At 69.9% G+C, this 11792-nt stretch carries 9 protein-coding genes, 1 tRNA gene, 2 pseudogenes and 2 CRISPR repeat arrays; of the genes and pseudogenes, 9 read left to right on the top strand and 3 right to left on the bottom strand.

Annotation, left to right across the window (positions count from 1 at the left end; all coding sequences use genetic code 11):
• The first annotated feature begins 11 nt into the window (after positions 1 to 11).
• The 7 genes and pseudogenes from cas6e (at position 12) to AB0399_RS00515 (ending at position 7813) form a co-directional block, all read left to right on the top strand.
• The gene (cas6e, locus tag AB0399_RS00485; protein ID WP_329366443.1) at positions 12 to 689 is read left to right on the top strand and encodes a type I-E CRISPR-associated protein Cas6/Cse3/CasE; all 678 of its coding nucleotides are present in this window, start codon (positions 12 to 14) and stop codon (positions 687 to 689) included.
• An 18-nt stretch (positions 690 to 707) separates the two neighbouring features.
• Positions 708 to 1538 (top strand): annotated as a pseudogene (cas1e, locus tag AB0399_RS00490) (type I-E CRISPR-associated endonuclease Cas1e); the annotation flags it as partial.
• Positions 1535 to 1903 (top strand): type I-E CRISPR-associated endoribonuclease Cas2e, encoded by a 369-nt coding sequence (cas2e, locus tag AB0399_RS00495; protein ID WP_329366442.1) that lies wholly within the window; start codon positions 1535 to 1537, stop codon positions 1901 to 1903. The pseudogene cas1e and the gene cas2e, both read left to right, overlap by 4 nt.
• Before the next feature lie 443 nt (positions 1904 to 2346).
• A CRISPR array of direct repeats spans positions 2347 to 3288; the repeat unit is 27 nt; unit sequence GCTCCCCGCGCCCGCGGGGATGGACCC.
• Positions 3289 to 3888: 600 nt separating this feature from the next.
• Entirely contained in the window at positions 3889 to 4266 is a 378-nt protein-coding gene (locus tag AB0399_RS00500; RefSeq protein WP_366409763.1) for a hypothetical protein, read from the top strand.
• A 258-nt stretch (positions 4267 to 4524) separates the two neighbouring features.
• Entirely contained in the window at positions 4525 to 5211 is a 687-nt protein-coding gene (locus tag AB0399_RS00505; protein WP_366409764.1) for a hypothetical protein, read from the top strand.
• Positions 5212 to 5711: 500 nt separating this feature from the next.
• A CRISPR array of direct repeats spans positions 5712 to 6045; the repeat unit is 29 nt; unit sequence CTGCTCCCCGCACCCGCGTGGATGGACCC.
• Between the two features lie 30 nt (positions 6046 to 6075).
• Positions 6076 to 6558: pseudogene (locus AB0399_RS00510) on the top strand (tyrosine-type recombinase/integrase); the annotation flags it as partial.
• Between the two features lie 103 nt (positions 6559 to 6661).
• Positions 6662 to 7813, top strand: a complete 1152-nt coding sequence (locus tag AB0399_RS00515) for a hypothetical protein (RefSeq protein ID WP_366409765.1) — start codon at positions 6662 to 6664, stop codon at positions 7811 to 7813.
• A gap of 94 nt (positions 7814 to 7907) precedes the next feature.
• On the opposite strand, the gene AB0399_RS00520 is transcribed toward AB0399_RS00515, so the two are convergent.
• Positions 7908 to 7981, bottom strand: a tRNA-Gly gene (locus AB0399_RS00520).
• Positions 7982 to 8476: 495 nt separating this feature from the next.
• Here AB0399_RS00520 and dcd point away from each other — a divergent pair.
• Positions 8477 to 9052 (top strand): dCTP deaminase, encoded by a 576-nt coding sequence (dcd, locus tag AB0399_RS00525; protein ID WP_328467284.1) that lies wholly within the window; start codon positions 8477 to 8479, stop codon positions 9050 to 9052.
• An 18-nt stretch (positions 9053 to 9070) separates the two neighbouring features.
• Here the strand turns inward: dcd and AB0399_RS00530 are convergent, their stop codons facing one another.
• Together AB0399_RS00530 and AB0399_RS00535 are read right to left on the bottom strand one after the other, a co-directional pair.
• Positions 9071 to 9514: a DUF2000 domain-containing protein gene (locus AB0399_RS00530; protein ID WP_329366435.1), complete on the bottom strand. Its 444-nt coding sequence runs from the start codon at positions 9512 to 9514 to the stop codon at positions 9071 to 9073.
• A 142-nt stretch (positions 9515 to 9656) separates the two neighbouring features.
• On the bottom strand, positions 9657 to 10763 hold the full coding sequence (locus AB0399_RS00535; protein ID WP_329366433.1) for a YIP1 family protein: 1107 nt from the start codon (positions 10761 to 10763) through the stop codon (positions 9657 to 9659).
• A 61-nt stretch (positions 10764 to 10824) separates the two neighbouring features.
• Between AB0399_RS00535 and AB0399_RS00540 the strand changes: the two genes are divergently transcribed.
• Positions 10825 to 11688, top strand: coding sequence for a thioredoxin domain-containing protein (locus AB0399_RS00540; protein ID WP_366409766.1), 864 nt, complete (start codon positions 10825 to 10827; stop codon positions 11686 to 11688).
• Positions 11689 to 11792: the final 104 nt, after the last annotated feature.

Here is an 11792-nt window from a genome sequence, read left to right on the forward strand (position 1 = left end):
CCACGCACACCTTGCTCACCCTGGACGCGCGGCACCCCTTCGTCACCAAATCCCTGCTCGACGCCCAGGACATGCATCGGACCGTCATGAGCGGCTTCCGGGGCTGGGTCGAAGAGGGCAGCAGCGACGCCCGCTCCCAGATGGGTGTCCTGTCGACGTGGACTGTCGACCTCCGGAAAGCACAGCTCTCCCTGGTCGTGCAGTCCGGCGTTCCCGGTGACTGGAGCCCCATTCCCCGAGCCGCACTTGCCGAGAAACCGCACACACTCACCATCGACCGCACCTTCCGCGTCGGCGAAGAACTCGCCTTCCGCACGGTCGTCAACCCCGTCCACAGCCGGCCCCAGCCCGACAGTTCGCCGTCTGCGAAGGTCCGCGGCACCCGTGTCGCCCACAACCGCCCTGACCACATCAAGACCTGGTTCACCCGCCGCCTCCAACCCCTCGGCGAGCCGGCCGTTGCCCCCGACGGAGTGACCCGCATCGGCGCCGACGTCGACACCGAGCGCCTGGGCCTCCGTGTCCTCCCGAAAATCTCCAGCACCACCGCGCACAAGGGCCTGCGCATCGCCCGCGCCGAAATCAAGGGAACTCTCACCATCACGGATTCCGAGGTGTTCGTCGCAGCCCTCACGCGCGGTATCGGCCACGCCCGCGCCTACAGTTGCGGGCTGATCCTGGTGCGATGAAGGGCCGCCACGGAAGGGACGAACCAGGCCATGGCGGTGCTGGGCGAGAGCGGCGCCGTAGTGGTCTGGGCCGGCGAGAACGGCGTACGGTTCTACGCCGGCGGCCGGGCATTGACCCGTTCTTCCGCGCTGGTCGAAGCCCAGGCGGTGGCCTGGGCGAACCAGCGCACCCGGCTGGATGTCGCGCGGGCCATGTACCGGCTGCGCTTTCCCGACGAGGACCCGGCCGGCTGCACGCGGCGCCAACTGCTGGGCCGGGAGGGCGACCGCGTCAAGCGCTGCTACGCGCGGGAGTCGGCTCGTACGGGGGTCCCGTGGCGCGGACGACGCTTTACCCCAGGCGACTTCGGCAGCGGTGACGCACCCAACCAGGCGGTCACCGCTGCCGCTCAGTGCATGTACGGCATTGCCCAGACCGTGGTGGCCGCGTTGGGGTGTAGCCCGGGGCTCGGTTTCGTGCACTCGGGCCACGAGCTGTCCTTCGTCCTCGACGTGGCCGACTTCTACAAGACCGACATTGGCATCCCGCTCGCCTTCGAGGTCGCCGCGGAGGGCCCCGAGGACATCGGCCCTCGTACTCGGCGGGCGTTGCGCGACCGGATCAACAGCACCGGGCTGCTCGACCGGTGCGTGCGCGACATCCAGACCCTGCTCGCCCCGGCAGGCGTCGGCACGCGCGGCGACGGTGATCATGTGCCCCTGCTGTCCGACCGCGGCGCCGAGGTGGCGGCCGGCCGCAACTACGGTGACGCCGAAGGTGGTCAGGACGCCACCTCGGATGAGGACGCCATCTCGGCTCAGGACAGCAGCACGCAGGACGCCTTGGCGCGGGACGGTGTGATCTGGTGACGGTCGTTGTCCTCACACACTGCCCCCTCGGGCTGAGAGGCTTCCTCACCCGCTGGCTCCTGGAGATCTCCCCGGGCGTCTTCCTGGGCAACCCCTCCGCCCGCATACGCGACGCGCTGTGGGACGAGGTCCGCCAGTACGCCGGCAACGGCCGTGCGCTGCTCGCCTACGCGGACAACTCCGAGCAGAGATACTCCTTCAAGACCCACGACCACAAATGGCACCCGGTCGACCACGAGGGCCTGACTCTCATCTTCCGTCCGGCCGATCGCCCCTCGGGCCGCCGTGCCCCGGAGCACTCCTCCCCGGCCGTCGGCTGGAGCAAGGCGTCCAAGCGCCGCCGCTTCGGGAACCGGGCGCCGTAGTCCGCGGCCTGCGGGGACGGCCATCGGCCGGCGCTCCGCGTGCCGTACCGACCGGGGTACTGCGGACCCGGAATCTGCGCGCCGCCCCTCCGACAGGGGCGCCCCTTCCGCCCGAGGGGTCGCAACCCAACGAGATTGTCCAACTGCTGCAAGAACCATGCGACTGGAACTTCCCCCACCAACCTGACGATCAGTACGCCCCGAACTGCCGCCCCTGCGTGCGGGATATCGTCTCGATCGCAGCGCAGCGGCGGGCGTGAGCAGCAGCCGGGAGTCACATCCAGCGCGGAGTCCCGATGGGGCACCAGGAATGCCGCAGGGCGTCCGCGTAGCCTGTCACGTGGACAACTGGGTCCGCTTGGTCCCTTTTCTCCCGTACGTCCTTTTCTCTCATCCTTGCTGAAACAAGCGCCGCCCCTTGATAAAACCGCAGCTCACAGAGACCGCTCCCCGCGCCCGCGGGGATGGACCCGCGGACGTGGCGGGTGTGCCCAACACGATGCGCCGCTCCCCGCGCCCGCGGGGATGGACCCTTGCAGATCGCCGTCACCACGTCGCGGTCGAGCCGCTCCCCGCGCCCGCGGGGATGGACCCGAGGACGTTGCCAAGTCCCTGCCCAGGATTGCCCGCTCCCCGCGCCCGCGGGGATGGACCCTCGGGTGGGGACTGACGTGCTCGGTCCCGTCCCCGCTCCCCGCGCCCGCGGGGATGGACCCTTGCTCAACGTGATCAACGCCCGTCTACTCCACCGCTCCCCGCGCCCGCGGGGATGGACCCTACACAGCAGATCAGGGGAAACCACGGCTGATCCGCTCCCCGCGCCCGCGGGGATGGACCCGCGTCTGGGAGACCACGTACATCCCGGGCCTACCGCTCCCCGCGCCCGCGGGGATGGACCCCTATGACACGGAGTTGATCTTGATCAGAACGGCCGCTCCCCGCGCCCGCGGGGATGGACCCAGGTGGTGGTCGCTGACGTCGAACGGGGCGTACCGCTCCCCGCGCCCGCGGGGATGGACCCGCGGTGAACCGTTGGTCGGTCACCGGGTCGCCCTGCTCCCCGCACCCGCGGGGATGGACCCATGTCCATCAGCACGCGCATGTCTACGACCTGCTGCTCCCCGCGCCCGCGGGGATGGACCCGCGGCTGCGATCAACCCACCATCGGCCTCGACCTGCTCCCCGCACCCGCGGGGATGGACCCCCGCCTGGCTGACCCAACTTCAAGACGCCATGCTGCTCCCCGCGCCCGCGGGGATGGACCCAAGCCGGCGGCCCGGCTGACCAGTTCGACGCCCTGCTCCCCGCACCCGCGGGGATGGACCCGCCACGCTACGACGAACCGGGCGAGGGTCTCTGCTCCCCGCACCCGCGGGGATGGACTCAGGACGTGGAGCGTGGGCTGCACGGGTTGGTGTAATGCCACGCCCGCCAATCTGATGAAGATCGCCGACGCTCTGCATTGCCCGGTCGCGGTCCTGGAACGCAAGCGTGGGTTCAACGCGGCCGACGTCCGTGGTTGACGTCGCTCACGCTGGCGGGGTCCCGATTGGGCGGGTGTGCCGCCGGTTGCTCGGTGGGTGCAGGCCGAGTCCGGAGGGTGCCAGCGGTGCTGCGGGACATCGCGGCTCGGGCCAGCGGGCTCGGTGCGGAGCGTTGGGCCAGGCGGTGGAGGCGCCAGGTGAGGACTTGGGCGGGTGAGCGGCCGTCGGTGAGGGCGCGTTGGTCGGCGGCCAGTTGAAGGAGCCGGCTGGGGTCGTGGCCGGCGGTTTCGGCGTCGGTGAGGGTGGTGGCCAGGCAGGGTCGGACAGGATCTGTTCGGCGTGGGTGGGGATGGTCTGATGCGCTGGGCGTGGCGATCCGCAGCCGGCTGTGCAGGGGCGCGGTGGGTGAGGGCAGCCAGTGGTGTAGCGGCGGCGACGCTTCGGTGGGCGGCGCCGGCGGCCGCGGCACTGCTGGCGTCGGCGGTCGTGGTAGCGGGCGGAGTGCCAGCGCTGGATGGTGATCACGGCGAGGATCGCGGCGTCCAAGGACATCGCGAGGCCGGTGCCGTCGCTGGTGGCGGGCTGGCGGGCGATGGCGCGGATGGCTCCTCGCAGGGCGCGGGCGTGGTGGTGGTCGGTCTGGATGCGGGAGCGGCTGGCACGTTCGAAAACGAGGGCGGCTTCGCGGAATTGGGGTCGCAGGCTGGCGGGGACCTGGAGGGGCAAGGCGTCGAGGGCTTCGGCGAAGGCAGCGATGTGGGCTTGGGAGGTGGCGTCGTCGGTGCCGTCCAGCTGGTGGGGGATACGTTCCGCGGCGGTGATCGCCTGGGTCCACGGGTCGATTCGGCGGATGCCAGGGCTGATGGCGGTGATGGGTGAGGTGGTGGTGAGGCGGTCGAGGATCTGGAGGCAGGACAACTCGGGGGCGAGGGGTGGAGCCGGAGAACCACACGGGCTCGCCCGCCGCGTTGGCGCGCTTTCGGAGGGCACAGGTCGATTCAGGGGCGAGGCTGCTGGTACTGCTTCTCGCCGCACATCATCTGAACGTGAACGGCCAGGCGGGGAAGCCAAGGCCGACTGTCAGCATGGCCGCATAGGATCACCGCTTCCTTGAAGTCGATGCGTTGACAGGAGGGCATGGTGAGCTTTGACCTCGCAGTGTGGAGCGAGGAACTCCGCCCATCCCGTGCTGCGGCAGAGCAGACGCTTCGGCGACTGTGCGCGGGTGAGGCTGAGGTCGTCATGCCGGTCGAGGCGGTGCGGGGTTTCCACGCCGCACTGGTAGCCGAGTTCCCGGAGGCCGATGGCATCACGGACGAGGCGTCGCCGTGGTCGGCGGGTCTGGATGTCGGTGACGGCTTCGTTCTGATGCCGGTCCAATGGAGCCGGGCGGCAGAGGTGGCCACCCGGGTTGTCGAACTGGCCGGGGAGCATGGGCTGGTCTGCTTCGACCCGCAGGCCGGCGTTGTGCACGTCCCCCCTTCTCTCCGGGCCGCAGGAGCGTTGGAACTGCAATCATGTGTCGGCCTGCCGGTCAGCGACCCGGACCCGGAGACCGTCGCGCGGGCTGTGCGCAGGTTGTCGGCGGAGAACTGGTTCGTGATCCTTGAAGACCCGGCAGGACGATATGTACAGGTCGGAATAGGTGCTCATGCGGGAGTCGCTGCGGGGGGCCACGCGGTCGAGTTCCGGGATGACTCGTCCGGACGGCACTATCGCTGCGTGCTCCAGGAGCGTGAGCGGGCTGTGAGCGTTTTCGCGGCCTTCACGCGCGATTCGGCGACCCGACCGGATGGGATTGCGTGGGAGGAGCTGACGTTGTGAGCGTTGTCGGAAGCGGTACCAGCCCGCTATGGCACGCCAATGGCACGCGGCCCCGTAATTGGTCTGGGCAACGACAAAGCCCCAACTCGGTGAGTTGGGGCTTCTTTGTGGAGCGGATGACGGGATTTGAACCCGCGCTCTGAGCTTGGGAATCACTGGGGCCTTGCCGGCGTCTGTGCTGGTCTGGTAGCTCGGTGACCGTCGGGTGCTTCATGACCGCGGGGTGGTGTGTGACTGCGGGTGCCCGCGGCATACCGCTGGAAATGGTGCAGCGGTGGTGCGGTGTGACGCTCGCGCCCTTGCGGTCGTGGAGCCGCTGCGTCGAACCCACGCGTTTACTCGCTTTGCGAGGTGGCCGGGAGCGGTGGGCCATCGCACGACCTACTCTGTGCGGTAGGGAGTTGCCGGTCGCCCCCGCCCGTTCGGTGCCCCAAATGTCGCTTTCTCTGCAGTTGGTTCAGGGCAGGTCCACCCTCCCGAAAACCCGCAGGTCAGTAAGTCTGCTCCCCGCACCCGCGTGGATGGACCCATATTCTGCGGCACGTCGCGCGGACGCTGCGTCTGCTCCCCGCACCCGCGTGGATGGACCCATCATGGGCATCGGCGACGGCAAGTACGTCAACTGCTCCCCGCACCCGCGTGGATGGACCCGTGCCGGCTACGCCAAGAGCAAGGCCAGTGAACTGCTCCCCGCACCCGCGTGGATGGACCCTGCGCGAAGTAGTCCGCGGGCCCGTTGCCGTGCTGCTCCCCGCACCCGCGGGGATGGACCCACCCGGGCCTCGCTGTTCAGGTGCTGCTCGGTCTGCTCCCCGCACCCGCGGGGATGGACCCGAAGTCGCCTTCGAGCACGGCGCGGTGGAACTGCGGATCAGCCGCGCCGCACCCGAACTCACCACGGCGCCGAAGGGCGGTGGGCGACCCGAAGTCGCGGGCCGGGAAGCGCGTCGTGGTGCTGCCGGGGTTCCTCGCCGTGGACGTACGGCGGCACCTGGAGTGGTTCGCGGCGAAGGAGCCGGATGGGTTGCTGTTCGTCGGCGAGCGCGGTGCGCCGTTCCGACGCTCGACGTTCGGTCGTAGGTGGCGCAGGGCTCGTGCCGCCGCTGGCTTGCCGCCGAGTTTCGCTTCTACGACCTGCGGCACACCGGCAACACCCTCGCAGCCGACACCGGCGCCAAATTCAAGGACCTCATGGTCCGCGCCGGCCAGTCCTCACAGAAGGCCCAACTCATCTACCAGCACTCGACGCTGGAGCATCAGCGACGGCTGGCCGAGGGCATCGATGCTCATGTCCGTGACCGACGCGCTGGCGGCAAGCAGTCCGGAGGGGATGCCCGGCAAGCGTGATTGGGTGCGTGCCGCACGGCGGTCGTAGCAGGTTCTCCTGCCGAGGTCGCCGTGTTGGCGTGAACCTGGCCGTGCCGATTCGCAGTCCGGCACGATCGGCCGCATGACGTATGTGGTGACGGTGGACGCGGAGGTCCCCGAAGGCGCCCCCGAACTGGACGCGCTACAGCGCGAGGGCGTGATCAACCTGTTGGGCAAATACCTGGACCAGCTCGACGCGATCGAAGGACCGGAAGATCTGGAGGTCGACGTCCTCGACCGCGTGATCGCGGTCCTTCCCGGTGGTGCGATCGTGAAGGTGTTCGTGGACGCGTCCACGCTGGAAATCGCTGAGGAAGCCGTCCATGCAGTGATGACGGACATCCTTGAGCGCACCGAACTGCTCGCGGAGTGGACCATCGCTCGGTGCGAGGTCGAGCTGCATGAAGGTATTGCACAGCAGGGCCTCGACGCAGCGGACGGGCCGGACGCACCGCCCTCCGACCCTGCCGAGCGGGCGCGTCGGCATCGCGAGGCACTGACCGGGCCGGAGTCGGGGAAGCTCGACGAGGCGGAAGTGAAAGCGATGCGCAGCAAGCTGCGCGCCATGGGCACTCAACTGCATGCCTTCCCTCTCGACTCCTTCGGATTCACCGAGGACAAGGAAGACGAGGACGAGGAGGGCTATGGGCCGCTCGTTACCCAGGAGGCAGCCGAGATCGCGGCCGGCACCCTCGTCTACGGCATTCACCTCCTCGTGGACGAGCTGTTCGCCGATCTCGGCCGGCTGGAGAACGACGGGCCGAACGTCGCCGAGAGCGACGAGGTGTTCATGGTCCTCGACGGTCTGCCCGAGCGGTACGTCCTCAAGTACGACGTGCTGTTCGTACGCCGACTGGTCACCACGGCCGTCTGCATGACCGCCCGCCTTACACAGCCGAATTTCGGACCGTTGACCTGTGTCGCCGAGGAGTTGCTCATGCGCCTCCTCCTGACCGAAGCCGAGGTGACAGCCGACCTGTACGGACTCCTCGACGACGACGTACGCCGAGCCCTCGAAATCCTCGCCGATGAGGTCTACGAGGACATGGACCACGAATGGCTTTACCAGCCTGCCGCGGACGGAATCGACGAAGACCCTGCTTTCGCCCACATGGGAATCGCTCCCATGGGCATCAACGACTGGTTCAAGCCCTTCAACGAGGGACGCTTCGTCCACGTCTACGCGGCGGACGACGACAGCGAGGCCGCCACTGAACCGGGGACGGAGGAGTGAGTGTCGGCACCGTTGTGGCACAGCAATGGCACGCGGAACCGTAATTGGTCTGGGCAACGGCAAAGCCCCAACTCGGTGAGCTGGGGCTTTTATATGGAGCGGATGACGGGAATCGAACCCGCGCTCTGAGCTTGGGAAGCTCATGTTCTACCATTAAACTACATCCGCGAGGTGAGCGGCTTTGGGAAGACGCTGCGAGGCTACTGTACCCCATGGTGGGAGGCGGACGGGGCGGGGTCGGGGGGTGTGGGAGGGGTAGGTTGGGGGTCGGTGTGGTGGAGCCGGGTGGGGCGGGGGAATCCCCTAATGTGTGGGTTTGTCGGCCACGCGGAGTTGGGGAAGGGGCTACATGGAGCGCACGGTTGTTCGGTGTGCGGAGGGACATGTGTTCAGTACGGCGTCGTTTCCGATGCAGCATCTCGGAGCCGAGCGGTTGGGGCCTGGGCGGCTGTTGAGGTGTCCGAAGTGCGCGCGGCTGCGGCATGCGGTGCCGGTGGACGAGCTGCACGGGAGCACGGGGAAGTGAGCGGGAAGTAGGGCCACGCGTCCCGGTGCGCCCCGTCGCTCGGTGCCGCGAGGCGCCATGGCGGTGCCGTGAGGGCCCCGCGGGGTGCGGGGTGCGGGGCGCCGGGACGCGTGATCGGGTTCGGCTAGTCTCGGGGGGTGCTTCTCTCAGACAAGGACATCCGGGCCGAGATCGACAACGGGCGGGTGCGGGTGGACCCGTTCGACGCGGCGATGGTGCAGCCGTCGAGTATCGACGTGCGGTTGGACCGGTTCTTCCGGGTGTTCGAGAACCACCGCTACCCGCACATCGACCCCGCGGTGGAACAGCCCGACCTGACCCGGCTGGTGGAGCCGGAGGGCGACGACGCGTTCATCCTGCACCCGGGGGAGTTCGTGCTCGCCTCGACGTACGAGGTGATCTCGCTCCCCGACGACATCGCGTCGCGGCTGGAGGGGAAGTCGAGCCTCGGGCGGCTGGGGCTGCTCACGCACTCGACGGCCGGCTTCATCGACCCCGGGTTCTCCGGCCACGTGACGCTCGAACTGTCGAACATGGCGACGCTGCCGATCAAGTTGTGGCCCGGGATGAAGATCGGGCAGCTCTGCCTGTTCCGGCTGTCGTCCCCCGCGGAGTTCCCGTACGGGTCCGCCCGCTACGGTTCGCGCTACCAGGGCCAGCGCGGCCCCACGCCCTCCCGCTCGTTCCTCAACTTCCACCGCACGCAGGTCTAGCCCACGCCTCGAAGGCCCTCAGGGGTGCATCCGCGCACCCTTCAGCACCTTGTCCACCGCGTTCTTCGGCCCGTACACCGCCAGCCCCACCAGATCGAGCCCGTCCCGCGGCACCGCGCGGACCGCGGCCCGGTTGTCGTGGTCGTTGCCGGTGCTGAAGAGGTCCGCGGTGAAGACCGACCGCGGCAGCGCGCGGGACAGCGCCCGGGCGTGCGCGGTGGTCAAGGTCTGCTTGTCGCCCTCGAAGACCAGGACCGGCTGCCGGAACATCGGCAGGTACGGCGTGCCGTCGGCGTCCTCGTACGGCTCGCCGACCACCTCGGGCACCTGCGAGCCGAGCCCGCTGACGAGGAAGGCGGTCGTGTTCAGCCGCTGCCAGGTCTCCAGGTCGTCCCGCAGGAGTACGGCGATCTTCGTGTCGAAGCGGAACGGTTCGGGTGCGATGTCGTTCTCGGTGCTCATGCACCCAGCCTCACGCCCGGCCGGCCCCGGATCTTGTACGTTCCTGACCGATCCCGCGGATCGGCGCCGACCCGGCCGCGCCCCTCGGCCCGCACCGGCCCACCCCTCCCCGCGCACCGTCCGCGCCCCCCCGGCCCACCCCTCAGATCAGCGGCAGCTTGAACAACATCAGCAGCGCCACCAGCTGGATCGACGACGCCCCGAGCGCCTTGAGCCACGGCAGATCATGCGACTTCGCCACCATCGACGTCAGCAGCGCCCCGCACGCGATCCACGTCGCCCAACCGAGCAGCTGCACGAACCCGTTGCCGCCGCCGAGGAACAGCGCGAAGAGCAGGCGCGGTGCGTCCGTGAGCGAACTCACCAGCATCGCCAGGCCGATGGTGGGCGCCCAGGCGCCGTCCCCGCCGAGCTGGCGGGCGAGCGTGTTGGTGACGGCGCCGAGCGTCAGCCCGCACAGCACGACCATGACCGCGGTGGTCAGCACCCACGGCACGCTGGCGGTCAGCGTGGAGTTGAGCACGTCGCTGCGGGCCGCGTCGAAGCCGAAGACGGCGAGCAGCCCGTAGATGAAGGTCACGATGAGGGCCGGGCCCCACACCGTGTGGTCGCGCATCTGCCAGAACGTACGGCCCGGCCGCAGCACGATCCCGCTCAGCAGTTCCTTCCAGTGCAGCCGCGGGGCGACCGGCGGCGCGCTCGCCTGGCCGGCCCGGTACGTGGCCACGTTGTCATCGCCGTAGGGCGCGCCGCCGTAACCGCCGTCGTACCCGCTGCCGTAGGAACCGCGGTCGTAGGACCCGCCGTCGTAGGAACCGCGGTCGTACGACCCGCCGTCGTACGCCTGCTCCGCGTACGGGTCGGCGTACCGCGCGTCGTTGCCCACGGTGAACGCGCGGGTGCTGCCGGGGGAGTCGTCGTACGAGGGGGCCGGGGCGCCGCGGTGGTCGTAGTAACCGGGCTGGTCGGGCCCGCCGTGCGGCGCACCCGCGCCGGGCGCGCCGTCGGGGTAGCCGCCTCCGCCGCCCCCGCCGTATCCCCCGCCGTACGCCCGCGGGTGCCCCTGCGGCTGCTGCGGCGCCGCGCCGGGCCCGGGCGGCCGGTACCGCGCCGACCGCGCCCCGCCCCGCTGCCCGCCCTCGCCCCGTCGTCCCTTGAAACCTGCCACGCCTTCGAACGTACCCGCTACTTCCGGATGCGGGGACGGCCCTCTGTGCGCGGGCGGCCCATTGCTGCCAACCTGTGACACGCCCGGTAGCCTGCCGGGCGGCAACGGGTGACGGGCTGGACCGGGTGTGGGGAAGTCGACGATGAAGAAGAACGCCGCTGGGATCATCGGAGCGGAAGCCGCGGACAAGGGCGCGCGGACCAGGGCCGTTCGGGTGATGCGCACCCCTCCCACCCCCTTCCCCGCCCGCCGCAGGGCCGCCCTGGTCGCCACCGCCGTTCTCGCCCTCGCGCTGCCGCTGGCCGCCTGCTCCACCGGCACGGACCCCGGCTACGGCTCCCACCTCCCGGACTCCCGTACGAGCGCGCCCGCGACCCCTTCGGCACCGACGGCGACCGGCACCGGCGCCCCCGCCGACGCCGGGCACGCGATCCCGGCCCGCCTGGAGGCGGACGGCACCACCATCACCGTCGGTGACCCCTCCGCGGCGCACACCCTCACCGTCTTCGAGGACCCGCGCTGCCCGATCTGCGAGCAGTTCGAGCAGGCGAACGCGGCCCAGGTCCAGGCGCTGGAGGTGGCGGGCAAGATCCGCGTGCAGTACACGTTCGCGTCGTTCCTCGACCAGCGCGGCGGGGGCGGCTCGAAGCGGACGGTGAACGCGCTGCGCGCGGCGTTGGACGCGTCGGCGGACGGCAGCGGCTTCGCGGCGCTGCACACGCTGGTCTACCAGTACCAGCCCGACGAGCAGACCGACGGCTTCACCGTGGACTACCTGCTCCAACTCGCCGGCCGGGTGCCGGGGTTGCGCAGCACCACCTTCGACGCGGCGGTGCGCGACCAGAAGTACGCGAGCTTCGTCAGCGCCTCGGAGAACGCGTTCGACAAGAGCGGGGCGGCCGGCACCCCGATGGTGAAGATCGACGGCGACAAGGTGTCGGACGACAGCGGGATCTTCAAGACGGCGGACTTCAAGAAGATGCTGGCCGACCACGGGGTGTCCTGAGGGACTACCACCCGGCGGCCGGCTACTGCACGCCGCACGCCGCGCGCCGGCCACTGCACGCCGGCCGCCGGCCGCTGGTGACGTCCGGGGCCCGGTGACGTCCG

This window comes from Streptomyces sp. NPDC088194 (assembly GCF_040702025.1).
Classification (GTDB): Bacteria; Actinomycetota; Actinomycetes; order Streptomycetales; family Streptomycetaceae; genus Actinacidiphila.

Excerpts from the sequence above, each read along its gene's own strand:
- AB0399_RS00505 (WP_366409764.1), top strand. The coding sequence starts at position 4,525 with ATGGTGAGCTTTGACCTCGCAGTGTGGAGCGAGGAACTCCGCCCATCC.
- AB0399_RS00515 (WP_366409765.1), top strand. The coding sequence starts at position 6,662 with ATGACGTATGTGGTGACGGTGGACGCGGAGGTCCCCGAAGGCGCCCCC.
- AB0399_RS00530 (WP_329366435.1), bottom strand. The coding sequence starts at position 9,514 with ATGAGCACCGAGAACGACATCGCACCCGAACCGTTCCGCTTCGACACG.
- AB0399_RS00540 (WP_366409766.1), top strand. The coding sequence starts at position 10,825 with ATGAAGAAGAACGCCGCTGGGATCATCGGAGCGGAAGCCGCGGACAAG.